Genomic DNA, 15,298 nt, shown 5'->3' with positions numbered 1-15,298 from the left:
TCAAAGGACGGGTTGCCTTGCTGTCGAGCTTTCCGAGCCTCCAAGCCCTTGCGAGTCGGGGATACGGGCCAGCGCCAGGTCCTCCGGAAATGGATGTTTCGAGCCGATCGCACGGTCCAGCAGGGTCAGCTCGACACGCAAGGCGTCGTGACGATGCTCCGGCAAGCACTGAAGGAGATTCTCTATCGCCGCGCGCTGACGCCGCGCGATCTGAATGCTGCCCGCGCCGTACTGACGTATCTCGCGGAAACTGATATGCACGAAATCTTCCCAGTTCGGCGTTCGATAGATGACGCGCACAAGTCCGGACTTATCCGTCATCTCTTCGGAGTACAAAGACCGCTTTCCGACTACACGCAATAGCCGCTGCAACTGATCGATGGCCAACACGGCCGTTGTTGGATCGTTGATCGCAGCCGACAACGCTTTTAGCGCAATATCAACAAGGATGCGAAACGCGAACATAGGATCCTGTTCCATCGTGCGTTCAGTCCCAAAAGCAACCAGTGTACGCAGCCGGTTTTCATCGATTGCGTCAGAGTCTCCGTACAGGTAAAACAAGGGTTCGTCCACCGCGACAAAGTCGCCGACTTGCGGCACGAATTCGATAACCGAGTTAGTGCGCCTCGCCTTGGCGACAAGTCTTTCGAGATTCACGGCCAGAACGATGCCGGATGTACCGCTATGGCGAACAATGCGGCCAGGGACGCCTCGCTCGTGGTCAAGTCTCGGCGGGGTGGTCCGGCCCGTCGCGGGGTCGGGATAGACGCTTTCGATGACCGCGATCCCGTGCTCCCCAACCCGAGCCACGAGGCTTACTGGACGCAGGCATTTCGCCGCATAATCAATCAGGAAAAGGAATGCGACGACAGAAGCGAATCCGAATAGCGCTGCAATGAATACCTGAAGCTGGTGCACCTCGCTATCACCCATCCAGCCCAGGGTTCTGTTGGCGAACAGAAGCGTGAAGACGAACAGTCCCGAGATGCTGCGGATCACGTTATCGCGCAGCAAGGTCGTCGCGATGATCCGCGGGGTATATTGACCGCCAGCGACCTGGATTGCGACGAGCAGCGAACCGAAGGTAAACACCAGAAACGCCAGGTCTGCGGAAACGATGTCGCCGACAAGTGACCGCGCTCCAGTCATGGACAGCGCAAACAGGCCGGTTTTCGGATCGAGGATGTCGTGTCCGATCATCCACCTTCCCAGCATTTCAGTGAGCGGCTTTACCACGGCATAGATCGCCACCGCGACGAGCGGTACCGTCCACAGGGAAGATCTGAGGTAACTCTTCAAGCTGTACCAGCGGTTCCAGTCCATGTTTGCGCTCTTCCTACGATTCATGCGGCAGCGGAGGCCGAAACGTTCGCGGTTCGCCTTTGACGATGCACGTGACCTTCAGGTCGGTCAATCAGACTTTGGTCCGATAGGTCGAGGACGTAGAGTTTCGGGAATCGCGTCTCGATCGATTCCGGATTTTCGATGCCCGTCTATCGCGCCATCGCGGGCAGCGCGTCTTCGGCGACTGGCGCGCCTGCCGGCGCGTTTTCGGCAGTGACATCGGCCGCTACGTGGGCCAGCTTCATCAGACGCGGCTGAAGCAGCAGCGCGACGAGCCCGCTCCAGCCGGTCTGGTGCGAAGCGCCGACGCCACGTCCGCTGTCGCCGTGAAAGTACTCGTGGAACAGCACGAGATCAGACGAGTGCGGGTCGGCCTGCAACTGCGGATAAGCCGCCATCACGGGCCGCACGCCGTGCTCGTCCTTGAGAAAGAGGGTAGTGACACGCCGCGCGAGACCGTCGGCGATCTCGCTGAGCGAGCACCGGTTGCCCGATCCCGTTGGATATTCGATGCGGAACTCGTCGCCGTAGTAGCGATGGAATTCATATAGCGATTCGATCAGCAGATAGTTGACGGGCATCCACACAGGCCCGCGCCAGTTCGAATTGCCGCCGAATACGCGCGAATCCGATTCGGCCGGCTGATACGCGATGCAGACATGCGCGCCGCCATGATCGAACTCGTACGGTGTATCGCGATGCACGCGTGACAGCGCGCGCACGCCGTGATCGGACAGAAATTCGTCTTCGTCGAGCGCGCGGCGCAGCAGTGCCGTCATCCGGTATCCGCGCAGTAGCGAGAGCAGCGTGGTGTTGCCTTTGCCGGGTTCGGTCCAACGCGATACGAGTTTGGCCAGATTGGGCCGGTGATCGAGAAACCACGCGAGCCGTTCTCGCAGGCCGGGCAGGTGGCCGTATATGCGTTCTTCGAGCACATGCACGGCGAACAACGGAATCAGGCCGACGATCGAGCGAACGCGCATCGGCACACGGGTTCCGTCTGGAAGATGCAGTACGTCATAAAAGAATTCGTCGTGACCGTCCCATAGCCCCGTTCTGCAACCTTCACTGCAACCGACGGCTTCCGCGATATACAGGAAATGCTCGAAAAACTTCACCGCGATTTCGACGTACGCGTTGTTCGTCATCGCGAGCTCGAGTCCGATCTGCATCAGGTCGAGCGCATACGAGGCCATCCAGGCGGTGCCGTCCGCCTGGTCGATGCGGCCGCCCGTCGGCAGCGGGGAAGAGCGGTCGAAGATGCCGACGTTGTCTAGCCCGAGAAAGCCGCCCTGGAAGATGTTGCGGTCCTCTGCATCCTTGCGGTTGACCCACCACGAAAAGTTCAGCAGCAACTTGTGGAACATCACCTCGAGAAACTTGTGGTCACCGACGCCCGTGACTTCACGGTCGAGTTCGTACACGCGCCATGTCGCCCATGCATGAACGGGCGGATTCGCGTCGCCGAATGCCCATTCGTAGGCGGGCAACTGCCCGTTCGGATGCATGTACCGTTCCTTCACGAGCAACAGCAGCTGTTTCTTCGCGAAGTCGGGGTCCACCATCGCGAACGCGGCCGCATGAAACGCGAGATCCCAGGACGCATACCACGGGTACTCCCACTTGTCCGGCATCGATACGACGTCGCCGTTGCACATATGCCGCCAGTCGGCGTTGCGCCCGTGCCGGCGTCCTTTCGGCGGCTTCGGCTGACCGGGGTCGCCGTCGTGCCAGCGCGTCACGTCGAACTGGTAATACTGCTTCGTCCATAGCATGCCGGCGAGCGCCTGGCGTTGCACGAGCCGCGCATCGGCGTCGCTGATGTCGTGCTGGAGCGCCGCGTAGAACTCATCGGCCTCCGCGATCCGGCGCGCGAACAGCGCTTCGAAGTCGAGCGGCAGGTCGTCGCGCGTGATGCCCGGTAGCGCCGCCGGACGCCAGCGCAGATATAGCACCGCGCGCTCGTGCGGCGCGAGCGACAGGGCCACATGCGCGGCGGCGCGGGTGCCCGCGTCGCGGCGTATCGCGTGCTCGTCGCCATCGACGAGGTAATCGTTGAAGCCATCCTTGAACGGGCCTGCGCCGGCGATGCCGAAAAGGCGGCGGACGTTGGTTTCGTTTTCGCAGAACAGCCATTCGATCGGCTGCGGCGCCGAGGCCGTGACGATCATCGTGCCCAGCGCGGGATTGTGCGCGATCACGCGCGCGCCCTCGGCGGACTCCGGCTCGAGCGTGAGCGACGGCTTGCCGGGCTTGCCTGACCACGCCCAGCGGTTGCGCGCCCAGAAGAGCGGCAGCAGATGGAGTGGCGCGTGCTGATCCGCGCGATTTTCGACGGTTACGCGCATCACGATGTCGTCGGGTGTGTGCTTCGCGTACTCGATCCAGACGTCGAAATAGCGATCGTTGTCGAACACGCCCGTATCGAGGATTTCGTATTCGGGCTGATCGGCGCCGCGCCGGCCGTTTTCCTCGATCAGGTCCTGATACGGGTACGCATCGTGGGGGTATTTGTACAGCATCTTCATGTACGAGTGCGTCGGCGTGCCATCGACGTAGAAGTAAAGCTCCTTCACGTCCTCGCCGTGATTGCCTTGCGCATTGGTCAAGCCAAACAGCCGCTCCTTCAGGATGGGGTCGCGCCCGTTCCAGAGCGCGAGCGACACGCACCAGTCGAGTGGGTCGTTGCCGAATCCGGCAATGCCGTCCTCGCCCCAGCGGTACATGCGGCTGCGCGCATGCTCGTGGGGGAAATACTCCCATGCGGTTCCGTAGTCGCTGTAGTCTTCGCGAACGGTGCCCCACTGCCGGTCGCTCAGATAAGGCCCCCAGCGGCGCCAGCCGTCGAGGTCCGGTCCATGCAGACGGAATCCTTCCTTCGAATGGAGCAGATCGTTTGCGCGTAGCGATGACATGTGACCTCCCAAACCGGGATTGACCGTCGAACACGTTCAGTGCGTGAGTCCCCGCCCATCCCGTCACGCGTGCGGCGCCGGGCGGTATATGGATGATAGGCGTCGTTTAGACTTATCGAGGTCGGAGGCCGCCTCGTTCCTGGTTTCATCTGACGTTTTCTTTCGCTGTATCCGCGCTGCATCGCCTGATCGTAAGGAACTGGAAATGAATCAAAAACCGCGTGGCCTCGACAATGGCCTGACGAACTACGGTGATCAAGACTTCGCGCGCTATCTGCGCCGCTCGTTTGCCAAATCGATGGGCTACACCGGCGAATCGCTCGACAAGCCGATCGTCGGGATCTGCACCTCGGAGAGCGGTTTCAATAACTGCCATCGCCACTTTCCCGAAATGATCAAGGCGGTCGAACGCGGCGTGCTCGCGTCGGGCGCATTGCCGGTCGTATTTCCGGTGATGTCGCTTGGCGAGGTCTTCCTTTCGCCGACTTCGCTGGTCTATCGCAATCTGATGGCGATGGCCGTCGAGGAAATGATTCGTGCCCAGCCGATGGATGCGGTGGTGATGCTCGGTGGATGCGACAAAACCGTGCCGGCGATGTTGATGGGCGCGATCTCCGCGGAGCGGCCGGCCGCAATGGTGGTGGCCGGTCCGATGATGACCGGGCGACATCGCGGCGAGCGGCTTGGCGCGTGCACGGACTGCCGGCGCTTCTGGTCGAATTTCCGCGCGGGGAACGTCTCGGCGCAGGAGATCAGGCAAGTGGAGGGGCGTCTGGCGGTCACGGCGGGAACGTGTGCGGTCATGGGCACGGCGTCGACCATGGCGCTGATCGCGGAAACGCTGGGCATGATGCTGCCCGGTTCGGCGGCGATTCCGGCCGTGCACGCGGATCGTCTGCGCAATTGCGAAGAAACCGGAGCGCTGGTTGCGCGCATGGCCCTCAATGGCGGACCGAAACCGGCCGGGATCGTGACGCCCGCGTCGGTGCGCAATGCCTTGCGCGTGCTGCTCGCGGTCTCCGGTTCGACCAACGCCGTGATTCATCTGGCGGCGATTGCTGGTCGTATCGGACTGAAGATCGATTACGACGAGTTCAACCGGCTGTCTGATGAAACGCCCGTACTCGTGGATCTCAAGCCGGTAGGCAACGGCTACATGGAGGATTTCCATGCAGCCGGCGGGCTGGAGGGCGTTCTGCGCGGACTGATGCCCCAACTCGATCTGACTTGTCGCGATATCGCCGGGCAGAGTCTCGAGGAGCGTTTGAACAAGCCGCTTGCCGATCCGATCGATACGGCCGTGATCCGCTCGACGGAGAAACCGGTCAGTCCCGATGGCGGGCTGATTGTTCTAAACGGGAGTCTGGCGCCCGGCGGTGCGGTTCTGAAGCGCGCCGCCGCGACTCCCGAACTGCTCGAACACGAAGGGCGTGCCGTGGTATTTACCTCGCTCGAAGATCTGGCCGCGCGCATCGACGACCCCGATCTGGACGTTCGCGCGGACGACATTCTCGTATTGCAGAACGCGGGGCCGCGCAGTGCTTCAGGCATGCCCGAGGCCGGCTATCTGCCGATTCCGCAGAAACTTGCGCGGGCGGGGGTGAAGGACATGGTGAGGATTTCAGATGCGCGCATGTCGGGCACGGCGTACGGGACCATCGTGCTTCACGTGACGCCAGAAGCGGCGCTCGGTGGCCCGCTGGCGCTGGTGCGCAACGGCGACCGGATCCGGCTCTCGGCGCGGGACAAGCGGATCGATCTACTGGTCGACGAGGTCGAACTGGCGCGTCGTGCCGCTGAGATTCGTCCGGCGGAAGGAACATATGCGCGCGGTTACCAGCGTCTTTATCACGATCACGTGCTCTCTGCCGCCGCAGGGTGCGACTTCGACTTCCTCACCGCGTTTCCTTCCGAAGACCTTAAGTAGCGGGTGCTTTTTCAACTCCCTGACCGAAGTGCCCGCGCGACTCGATCTGTTCGGCGCCTGATCAAGCGCAAACGACGAAGAGTTCATCCCTCACCGGAGGTGTCGTCGAAGATTGCGGATTGCCTGGGCCACAGTGTTTCGAGGCGACCCAGCAGATCACCGGGGAAAAGAAGCGAAATGTAGGGGGTATCGGGTCCCGCTGGGTTGCGGACTACGAGCCCGTTCAACCGACCATCCGCCGCAGCCTGTTCGATGGCGGCGCCATCGTCGAGTGTCGACCCTGAGCCGACGGTGGACCCAGCAGCACATATTCGGCAGCTTCCAAACAACAGCGGCCATTCACTCCTGCCAGCCGCTCGGCGGGTCATCGGCAGAAGTGGCCATGGCCGAGATTGGCCGCGAGTCACGGCTAACGTCCGCTCCTAAACCGCTATTATCGATGTTCGCCCTAAAGGAGAACAACCGATGAGCCGACCAGATTTCATCAAACACTGGACTGAACTCGAAGAACCGGATGCGCATTCCTATCGCGCCGATACCGAGCCAATGGCGCTAGACGCGCCGCTTTCCGCCGCACTCGGTATTACGCGTATTGGCATTCATCACGTGAGGCTTCTGCCCGGCCGGCGGACGTCATATCCGCACGCCGAAAGTACCGAGCAGGAGTTTGTGTACGTGCTCGAGGGCAAGCCCGATGTCTGGATCGACGGCGTGCTGCATCCCATTGCTGAAGGCGATTCCGTCGCGTTTCCGGCAGGCACCGGAATCTGCCACACCTTCATCAACAATACGAAGGACGAAGTCAGGCTGATGGTGATCGGCGAACGTCCGCGCGACGACAACCGTATTCGTTACCCGCTCAACGAAGCGCACGAACTTACCCGCGCGGACCGCTGGGTGGACTGGCCCGCTAGACCACTCGGCGACCATAACGGGATGCCGGACTGAGGCTTACGCGGATGACCGCAATGGCCGATGAAGCACAATTCGTCCTCGCGAATTGAATGGCCGCTTGCTGGGTGGATCCGACATCTGAACGTCCGCGCAACGGTGCGGGCGAATGACGCTTCATGGCCGGCTGGTGCCTGATGACGCTCCGTGGGAGCCGACGCACAAGGGCCCTCCGATACGCCTTGGCAAGGTGGTAACCGAGGGTTTCACGGGATGAAACTTTCGCTCGTATCCGCCGATAACTCGAGCAGGAACCACCTGGATGGCCGCCGGACAGTCCGCCGGCGCCACACGGCGCGCCCATACACATGCCACTTCGCACGGCAGCCCTGCGCGGTTTCCATTCATTTGCACGAGGACTCAGGATGCACAAGCTCAGTTTTACGCAGAAGCTTTGGCTGCCGTTGATCATCAGCCTCGTCGCGTTGCTCGCCGTCTCCGTATCGGCGGCGTGGCAGTCGCGCGAGACGCGCATCGAAGAACGTAAGCACGACCTCACGAACATCGCGCACGTCGGACTCAGCATCGTGACGGAGTATGCGGCGCTGGCGCAAAGCGGCGCGTTGCCGGAGGCGGATGCCCGCAAGCAGGCACTCGAACGCCTGCGCGGCGTCCGCTACGGCGAAGACGGCTACTTCCTCGTGATCAATTCGAAGCCGCAGATGGTGATGCATCCGATCAAGCCGGCACTCGAAAGCAAGGATCTCGCGGGCAGCGCCGATGCCGACGGCCGTCACCATTACGTGACGTTCGCGTCGACCGCACAGGCGCCGGACGGCGGCTTCGTCGACTACGTGTTCCCGCATTCAGGCGCGGCCTCGACACAGGCGGTCGGCAAGATCGGCTACGTGGTGCGCTATGCGCCGTGGGATTGGATCATCGCAACCGGCGCCTATGTTGACGACATCGACGCTGCGTTCATGGCGTCGTTGTGGCTGATCGGCGCGATTTTCGTGGCCGTGTCCGCGGTCCTCGTGACGCTCGTCGCGGTGACGAACCGCAGCATCGCGCGCATGGTCGGCGGCGATCCGGCCTACGCGGCGAACGTGGCGGACGCGATCGCATCGGGCGACCTGACGGTGGCGATCCGCACGCGCAACGGCGACACGTCGAGCCTCCTACACGTAATGCAACGGATGCGCGACGCGTTGACGGGTACCATCTGCCAGATCAAGCATGCGTCCGACAACGTCGCGTGCGGCGCGAACGAGATCGCGAACGGCAACGCGGACCTGTCGTCGCGCACCGAGAGCCAGGCGGCGTCGTTGCAGGAAACGGCGTCGAGCATGGAGCAGATGACGGCGATGGTCCGCCAGACTGCAGACAACGCGCGCACTGCCAGCGAGCTTGCGGCCGGCGCCGCGAAAATCGCGAACCGCGGCGGCGACATGGTCACGCAGGCCGTCGCGGCGATGAAGGGGATCTCGAACGAATCGGGTCGCATGGTCGAGATCATCGCGACGATCGAGGGCATCGCATTCCAGACCAACATCCTCGCGCTGAATGCTGCGGTTGAGGCAGCACGCGCGGGCGAGCAAGGCCGCGGCTTCGCAGTCGTCGCGAGCGAGGTGCGCAGCCTCGCGCAGCGTAGCGCGACCGCGGCGAAGGAAATTCGCGAGCTGATCAGTCATGCGGTGGGCAGCGTCGGCAGTGGTGCAACGCTGGTCGAAAACACCGGCTCGACGATTGGCGAAGCGCGCGACGCGATCATGCGTGTGACCGGTGTCGTGCAGGAAATCGCTGCGGCCGCGGCGGAACAGAGCGCTGGCATCGACCAGGTGAATCTCGCGGTCACGCAGATGGACAGCATGACGCAGCAGAACGCGGCGCTCGTCGAGCAGGCGGCGGCCGCGGCACAGTCGCTGAAGGAGCAGGCGATGAGTCTGCAACGCGCGGCCGCGGCGTTTCAGGTGGGCGACGCTGACGCTAACGGCGGTGCACAGCTCGCGCCGGCTTCGGCGCAGCACCGCGCAGTGTTCGCGTAAGGACCCGCGCCGCAATCTCGCGGCGAACCTCGCGTTTCATGGCACGTCTGCGCGTTTTTTTGGACCGTCACCTTGCCACCCAATACGGCCGCTCAACGCGTCGTCCGCCAACGACGGCTTTCGATCACACACCAGCCGTTATAAAACTTAGCGGCTCTCGCAACAGCGGCGGTGTTAACCGTTACCGACGGAGGTTAGCGATCGTTGCCTGCATGATCGCAATCACCTTATGCTCGTCCCCAACTCCGGAGAACGCCCGGACTTCACCTGTGCAGACGGTAAGGGTCTTGCCTGCATTCTGTACTCGTCCGATAGCCAGAAAGCGCTTACCAACAGCTGGCCGCAAGAGATTGATTTTGAATTCTGCTGTGACGACTTCAAAGTCAGGCGCTACCTTCGTCAGCGCTGCGTATCCGCATGCGCTGTCTAGAATGCTCGACGTAGCGCCCGCATGGAGATAGCCGTGTTGCTGAGACAGTTGACTTGAAAAAGGTAGGGCGATCTGCACCTCCCCGTCTTTAACGAGGAGAAGCTGTGCGCCAAGTGTAAGCATCAACCCCTGCGCGTTGAAGCTGTTTGCAATTTGCGTGTGAAGATCGGCCATTGTCGTCGGTAAAAGGGCGGTTCGGTGAAGCGATTCGGCGGCACTTAAATCGTATCAACTGCTCTAGCGACGGAGACGCGCGACATTCGCAGTTCCGGTACGAATGGGCCGTTACGTGGCATGCCGCCGATCGCCGGCACCCACAGTCGGGGCAATACATGCGCGCTGCACCCGGCCGTATACCGCCCGGCGACAACACAGCGACGCTGCTCCCCGGATTCGTTGCCTCAAAGCCGACTGTCGCGCCGCGGCGAGAGCATTGGACTCTCCATCCGTCCGCGAGCTGATCAATTTGCGTGACAGGCTGCCCTGCGTCGTGCTGCAAGCCCAGTGTGGCGACAGCAAGTCCGCAATCCGCGGATTTGACCGGCACCGCTCGCGATTGGCGGTGTACGTCGGTGTCGCAGAAGCCGTGAAGCTGCTGCAGCCACGGGCCGAGCGCTTCAGCGGATTGGAGTTGCCAGCAGCAACTCGCGACAAGCTGCTATCTTGCGTGCCCAGTCGTCGATCATTGCAGCGAAGCGCTCGCCAACGAAATCCTCGATCGCCTGTTCGCCCGCAGCGTTCAGCGCGGTGAGCTCGTAGCTCACCCATACTTCGGTGCGCGCCTGGTCGATTGCGACACAACGCACGTCGACAAGGCTGGTGCGCGAGGCCGGTGTGCAGCGTAAGTAGCGCGATCGGTGGGCCTTGCTGTCGAAGTCAGCCAGGGTCCAGATGGTCAGCTCATCACCCTGACCAGTGGTGAACACCATACCGGACTCTGTGCGGCCGTCGCGGGGGTAGACGTAGGTTGGCTTCCAGCCGTCAACCCACAGCTCCTCGCCGGCCGGCGTGAAGAACATGAAGGCTTGGTCGACCGCGGCGTCGACTACGATTCGGTGGCTTGCGTGCAGACGGTGCGCCATGGGTTAATCCTCCATTGATCATATGGTGAGCTGGCCAAGCTGCCATAGCCCGAGTCCAGCCAGCAGCGCGGCTGAGCTTAGGTTGACGGCGCGTTGCCAACGTTCGTCGAAACGGTCGCGCAACTGGCGCACACCGGTAGACAGGATCAACCACCACAGCGACGAGCCCACCAGTACACCGACCACCATCACCCAAGGCGACACCGATGGCGCGCGGCCTGCCAGCGCGCCGAACACCGCCATGAACGACAGGATGGTCGTCGGGTTCGACATCGTCAGCACAAACGTGCCGGCCACGTAGCGCAGTAGCGTCCTGGTCGGCGGGGACGTATGCACCCTGCGCACTGCCCGCTTTGTGGCGATGCGCCAGGCAAGCCATAGCAGGAAGCCGCCACCGAACAGGCCCAGCCATAGCCTCAGGCTCAACAACCAGCCGATCAGTCCGCTGACGCCAAACGCGCCGATGGCGCCGTACACTGCGTCGGCGAATGCCGCCCCCAATCCAGTGGCGAGCCCCGCAGGGCGGCCATGGTCCAACGTGCGTTGGATGGCCAGCAAATCCAATCTGCCCGACGGGCGCGGCGATCGACAGCCCGATGAGTAGCGATTGGCCGAACAGCACGGGTACGGGTGACGACAGGATGAGATCCATGTCGAGAATTATCCGACGGCATCGAAAAGTTGCACAGAATAAAACACCAACCCAAAATCCAATCAACTTTCGATTTTTCAGGTAGAAGCCCGTTATGACCGAAGCACTGCAACTCGACGCCAAAGCCTGGGCGCTGCTGATGGCACTACAGGAGGATGGGCGCGCACCGCTGAAGACCCTGGCCCTTGCCGCTGGGTTGTCGGTGCCTGCCACTGTGGAGCGACTCAAGCGTCTGAAGGACTCCGGCGTGGTGCGCTCTTTGGGTGTCGAACTGGATCCGGTGCAGGCCGGCTACGCCGTGCGCGCCATTGTCGGCATCACCGTGCCGCAGCCCGGCAAGAATAGCTTTCTCGACAAGCTGCGCCGCGCGCCCGAGGTGCTGGAATGCCATCACGTGGCCGGCGCCGATTCCTACATCGTGACCGTGGTGTCCCCCAGCCTTGAGCAACTGGAGCGCTTTCTCGCCTCCATCAACAGCTATGGCGAGACGCGAACCTCGATCGTCTTCTCCACCCCCATTCCGCGTCGCGGCCTGGTGGTGCCGGGCGCGTCACGCTGAGCCTCCAAGGGGCCGCGGCCGATCCGCTTCTCGCGGTCGCGCCGTTGCCGGTTCAAGGGCAACTACCAGAGCAAAGCGGTCGCTTGAATGACTACTCTCCGTCGATAGTGAATGACGGGAACTGGCCGACCGCTGCCTGCTGGCGTTCAAGGCTGGATTGCGTCGCCGCCGAGGATCTGCATCAGAGTCTTCGCGTTACGCTGCCCCTGGTCCTCGTAATTTTTGTTCTCTACACCGACAACCGTTACCGGCGACAACGGAGGACCGTGAACGACCCGTTAGAGACACTCAATGTCGCCGAAAGCAGCCGCTCGACGGCTCGACCACGTCGCCGCGCTACCACAGAGACAGCTAGCGGCGCGGAGAATCATTGGAGCTGCTAGCGCCACCCCATTTGCGCTCCCGACCCGGCAACTCCTGCAGCATAGTCATGAACGCTCGCACCTTCGCGCTCAGAAGCCGGCGCGAATTGTAAAGGGCCCAGATTTCCACGGGCGAGCCCGCCTTTCCCCAACAGGCGAGTCTTCCTGTCGACACATCATGCTCAACCAGCAATCTGGGCAAGAGCGCCGCGCCTACGCCCTCGAGCACCGCGTCACGCACCATCAGCAACGATGACAGCCGCAACACGGGCATCGGCCTGATCGCTATCGCACCACCGTCTTCCGTTCGCATGTGCCATAACGCGCCTGATGGTGCCGCGGCCGACATAACGGCCGGCACCTCCAACCCGGTTGCATCGGGTGCCGGTCTCGAAGGTATCGACATGCCCGGCGCCGCGACCACGAGGCGCTCGTCACCGAGGATGCGCCGTCCCACGAGCTGCTCGCCATGCGCCGGGTCGATACGGATAACGAGGTCGTAGCCGTCCTCCACCGGATCCACGATGCGGTCTTCTGCAATGACCTCAAGTTCGACCTGCGGATAGGCGAGCGCAAAGCGCGCAGCGATCCGGCACAGCACGACATGCGCGAAAACGACAGGCGCGCTGATGCGCAGCCGCCCGCGCGCCACCGGGGCGCGCGAGGCGAGCGCTTCACCCGCCTCCTGAATCTCAGCCATGAGCCCCCGCGTGCGTTCATGGAGTGCAACGCCCTCTTCTGTCAGACGCAGCCTGCGTGAGCCTCGCTCGATCAGCCTGACGCCGAGGCTTTCCTCGAGCTCGGCCACGCGCCGCGAGAGGGTGGCCTTGGGGCGGTCGAGCGCCCGGCTGGCGGGCCCAAAGCCACCGTGCAGTGCAACTGCATTGAAATCGCCGAGCGACGTCAAATCCATGATCGTTCCGTTTACGAGACGAAGTGTATGAATTCTGGCACTTTCGACTATTGAGCGAAACGACTATTGTGTGTCTCACGGGCGGACCCAGCCCATCCACTTCAAGGAGATACCCATGGCAGTCCTCGTTACAGGCAGCACGGGCGTGATCGGTAAGCAGGTTATCGAGCATCTGGGCGGCAGCGGTGCCGAGGTACGCGCGCTGACCCGCACACCGGAGAAAGCGCGATTTTCTGGTGGCGTCACCGCAGTGAAGGGCGACCTGTCCGACGTCGACGCGGTGCGGCAGGCGATGATCGGCGTCAGCACGTTGTTCCTGCTTGCGCCCAACGTCGCGGACGAGCTGACTCAGGCGATGCAGACCCTGAGCGTCGCACGGGAAGCGGGTGTGAAAGGCGTGGTTTATCTGTCGGTGTTCAAGGGCGCCGAATACGTCGACGTGCCGCACTTCACCAGCAAACATACGGTCGAGCGCATGATCGAACACCTCGACCTGCCGGTGACAGTGCTGCGCCCCGCGTATTTCATCCAGAACGACGTCCGGCAGAAAGACCCGCTGCTTTCGCACGGCGTCTACGGCATGCCAATTGGCGCGAAAGGCATTTCCATGGTCGACGTCCGTGATATCGGCGAGGCTGCCGCGCGCGAACTGCTGCGCCGCGAGCGTGGCTCAAACCCGCTGCCGGGCGAGACGTACGAACTCGTCGGTCCTGACGTGATCAATGCGCAAACCGTGGTTTCGATCTGGGCCGAGGCGCTGGGACGTCCCGTCCGCTACTGTGGCGACGACCTCGACGTCCTTGAGCAGCGCCTCAAGTCGGTTGCTCCTGCCTGGCTCGCATACGACATGCGGCTCATGATGGGCCGGTATCAGCAGGACGGCGCGGTCGCGTCCAGCGCGGACGTCGAGCGTCTGGCGACGCTGCTGGGACGGCAACCGAGATCCTATCGGGACTTTGCCGTCGCCATGGCTGCGGCGTGGGCTAAGGACTGACCTGCCAGGATACGCGATCGCGACTTTCAGAGGCTGGCACGCGCGACGGGGGGCTTGACGGGGCCGACCCCTGCTCGCGGGCGTATTCCGCTGCTTATGAAGGCCGCGCGGATATCGACCCAGCGTGACACTCGTGGCTTCAGGGAGCGGACGTCCGTAAATCGTCTCCAGAAGCACGAACGATTCAACGCGTTTCCCGCCGACTTCAGTCAGGGCCTCGCATCCTCTGGCTTGGGGCTCCTGGCATCAGCAAAGCGGCTTTGTACCGCGACGAGTTGGTCATCAGTGGTCGCCACCAGCCACAACCGTGCGTGCTCCGCGATTTGGCGGTTGTGGTCCTTCAACGGGCCCATTGCCGCGGCGGACTTCCAGACCACGGGGCCAATTCGGCTGCTCCTGCCCGACGGCGCACCCACCAGCAGGCAGTATGGCCCAAGAGGAAGCGAGACAAACGGAAGGGCCGGACTAGCGCGCACGCGCCAGTCGATGAACGGCGCCTCGCTGATGAGCAGGGGCGTGGGCAAGCCGTAAAGCACACTGAAATCGTACAGCGCCAATTGCTCGCGCATGCCCGCGTAGATACGTCGGATATCGTCGACAATCGCAGCGCGGATTTCATCCTCGAACATGGGTTCTTGCGCATAGCGTGCGGCGGCCTGCCGGGCGCTCAACTGATATGCGCTGAACAGGCCGAGTTCCATGCAGTCCTGCACTGCGCGCTGGACCTCCACGATAGTGCCGGCCTCCTCGGGCCTGCCTAACTGCGCTGCCCTCAAAAACCGGGCGAGCCCCGCTTCCTGGATCGCAGGACCTTCCACAGGCGCATCGTCGTCAGCATCCTTGTCGAGTGGCACGTGAATGTATTCTTCGGCCGCGAAGCGCGACTTCTTGCCTTCGTCAAACTTGATTTCGCCATCGGAGCAGTCCAGATATCGGGTACCGATTCGGCCATGCTCCCAAACCCAATTTTTCAGGAGCGGGCGTAGCGGATGCAGTCTGTCTTGATTAGCCATCGGAGCCTCCAGGTACCCCAGTATAGATCCACATGACCGCTTGCTAGGCAGTATGACTTCCTGCGGGACAGAGGCTGGCCTGCCGCAACGGAATCAAACGCGGGTTAGCATTGCTGTCAGAGCCGCACGGTGCGGACGTGCCGCACCCGGCGATTTCCGACGCGGAGGCCA

At 62.5% G+C, this 15,298-nt stretch carries 12 protein-coding genes; 5 read left to right on the top strand and 7 right to left on the bottom strand.

Going from position 1 to position 15,298, the window contains the following annotated elements:
- Together F6X39_RS03260 and F6X39_RS03255 are read right to left on the bottom strand one after the other, a co-directional pair.
- Complete coding sequence (locus F6X39_RS03260) at positions 1-1,323, bottom strand: DUF2254 domain-containing protein (RefSeq protein WP_187615545.1); 1,323 nt, start codon at positions 1,321-1,323, stop codon at positions 1-3.
- 170 nt (positions 1,324-1,493) lie between these two features.
- Positions 1,494-4,259 (bottom strand): MGH1-like glycoside hydrolase domain-containing protein, encoded by a 2,766-nt coding sequence (locus F6X39_RS03255; protein WP_187615544.1) that lies wholly within the window; start codon positions 4,257-4,259, stop codon positions 1,494-1,496.
- Between the two features lie 205 nt (positions 4,260-4,464).
- On the opposite strand from F6X39_RS03255, the gene F6X39_RS03250 reads away from it, so the two are divergent.
- From F6X39_RS03250 to F6X39_RS03240, 3 genes are all read left to right on the top strand, one after another.
- Positions 4,465-6,186: a dihydroxy-acid dehydratase gene (locus F6X39_RS03250; RefSeq protein WP_187615704.1), complete on the top strand. Its 1,722-nt coding sequence runs from the start codon at positions 4,465-4,467 to the stop codon at positions 6,184-6,186.
- A 465-nt stretch (positions 6,187-6,651) separates the two neighbouring features.
- Positions 6,652-7,134, top strand: a complete 483-nt coding sequence (locus F6X39_RS03245; RefSeq protein WP_121320573.1) for a cupin domain-containing protein — start codon at positions 6,652-6,654, stop codon at positions 7,132-7,134.
- Between the two features lie 368 nt (positions 7,135-7,502).
- A complete protein-coding gene (locus tag F6X39_RS03240; RefSeq protein WP_187615543.1) occupies positions 7,503-9,122 on the top strand; it encodes a methyl-accepting chemotaxis protein in 1,620 nt (539 codons plus the stop codon).
- A 181-nt stretch (positions 9,123-9,303) separates the two neighbouring features.
- On the opposite strand, the gene F6X39_RS03235 is transcribed toward F6X39_RS03240, so the two are convergent.
- From F6X39_RS03235 to F6X39_RS03225, 3 genes are all read right to left on the bottom strand, one after another.
- Complete coding sequence (locus F6X39_RS03235) at positions 9,304-9,726, bottom strand: PaaI family thioesterase (RefSeq protein WP_187615542.1); 423 nt, start codon at positions 9,724-9,726, stop codon at positions 9,304-9,306.
- 443 nt (positions 9,727-10,169) lie between these two features.
- Entirely contained in the window at positions 10,170-10,634 is a 465-nt protein-coding gene (locus F6X39_RS03230) for an SRPBCC family protein (protein ID WP_184040524.1), read from the bottom strand.
- Positions 10,635-10,652: 18 nt separating this feature from the next.
- Entirely contained in the window at positions 10,653-11,192 is a 540-nt protein-coding gene (locus tag F6X39_RS03225) for a LysE family transporter (RefSeq protein WP_262413230.1), read from the bottom strand.
- A gap of 188 nt (positions 11,193-11,380) precedes the next feature.
- On the opposite strand from F6X39_RS03225, the gene F6X39_RS03220 reads away from it, so the two are divergent.
- A complete protein-coding gene (locus F6X39_RS03220; protein ID WP_184040530.1) occupies positions 11,381-11,845 on the top strand; it encodes an Lrp/AsnC family transcriptional regulator in 465 nt (154 codons plus the stop codon).
- Between the two features lie 351 nt (positions 11,846-12,196).
- Here F6X39_RS03220 and F6X39_RS03215 read toward each other — a convergent pair whose 3' ends face one another.
- On the bottom strand, positions 12,197-13,120 hold the full coding sequence (locus F6X39_RS03215) for a LysR family transcriptional regulator (protein ID WP_184012337.1): 924 nt from the start codon (positions 13,118-13,120) through the stop codon (positions 12,197-12,199).
- 115 nt (positions 13,121-13,235) lie between these two features.
- Here F6X39_RS03215 and F6X39_RS03210 point away from each other — a divergent pair, with 115 nt between their 5' ends.
- Entirely contained in the window at positions 13,236-14,114 is an 879-nt protein-coding gene (locus tag F6X39_RS03210) for an NmrA/HSCARG family protein (protein WP_187615541.1), read from the top strand.
- A 209-nt stretch (positions 14,115-14,323) separates the two neighbouring features.
- On the opposite strand, the gene F6X39_RS03205 is transcribed toward F6X39_RS03210, so the two are convergent.
- On the bottom strand, positions 14,324-15,127 hold the full coding sequence (locus F6X39_RS03205) for a hypothetical protein (protein WP_187615540.1): 804 nt from the start codon (positions 15,125-15,127) through the stop codon (positions 14,324-14,326).
- Positions 15,128-15,298: the final 171 nt, after the last annotated feature.

It is taken from the genome of Paraburkholderia sp. UCT2, assembly GCF_014397665.1.
Classification (GTDB): Bacteria; Pseudomonadota; Gammaproteobacteria; order Burkholderiales; family Burkholderiaceae; genus Paraburkholderia; species Paraburkholderia tuberum.
Note: the sequence above shows the minus strand (reverse complement) of the source record. Positions and strands in the feature narration are given on the sequence as shown.

What these genes read in the sequence shown, in the direction of transcription:
- F6X39_RS03215 (WP_184012337.1), bottom strand. Translation starts at nt 13,120, where the DNA reads ATGGATTTGACGTCGCTCGGCGATTTCAATGCAGTTGCACTGCACGGT.
- F6X39_RS03245 (WP_121320573.1), top strand. Translation starts at nt 6,652, where the DNA reads ATGAGCCGACCAGATTTCATCAAACACTGGACTGAACTCGAAGAACCG.
- F6X39_RS03250 (WP_187615704.1), top strand. Translation starts at nt 4,465, where the DNA reads ATGAATCAAAAACCGCGTGGCCTCGACAATGGCCTGACGAACTACGGT.
- F6X39_RS03235 (WP_187615542.1), bottom strand. Translation starts at nt 9,726, where the DNA reads ATGGCCGATCTTCACACGCAAATTGCAAACAGCTTCAACGCGCAGGGG.
- F6X39_RS03230 (WP_184040524.1), bottom strand. Translation starts at nt 10,634, where the DNA reads ATGGCGCACCGTCTGCACGCAAGCCACCGAATCGTAGTCGACGCCGCG.
- F6X39_RS03240 (WP_187615543.1), top strand. Translation starts at nt 7,503, where the DNA reads ATGCACAAGCTCAGTTTTACGCAGAAGCTTTGGCTGCCGTTGATCATC.
- F6X39_RS03220 (WP_184040530.1), top strand. Translation starts at nt 11,381, where the DNA reads ATGACCGAAGCACTGCAACTCGACGCCAAAGCCTGGGCGCTGCTGATG.
- F6X39_RS03210 (WP_187615541.1), top strand. Translation starts at nt 13,236, where the DNA reads ATGGCAGTCCTCGTTACAGGCAGCACGGGCGTGATCGGTAAGCAGGTT.
- F6X39_RS03260 (WP_187615545.1), bottom strand. Translation starts at nt 1,323, where the DNA reads ATGGACTGGAACCGCTGGTACAGCTTGAAGAGTTACCTCAGATCTTCC.
- F6X39_RS03205 (WP_187615540.1), bottom strand. Translation starts at nt 15,127, where the DNA reads ATGGCTAATCAAGACAGACTGCATCCGCTACGCCCGCTCCTGAAAAAT.
- F6X39_RS03255 (WP_187615544.1), bottom strand. Translation starts at nt 4,259, where the DNA reads ATGTCATCGCTACGCGCAAACGATCTGCTCCATTCGAAGGAAGGATTC.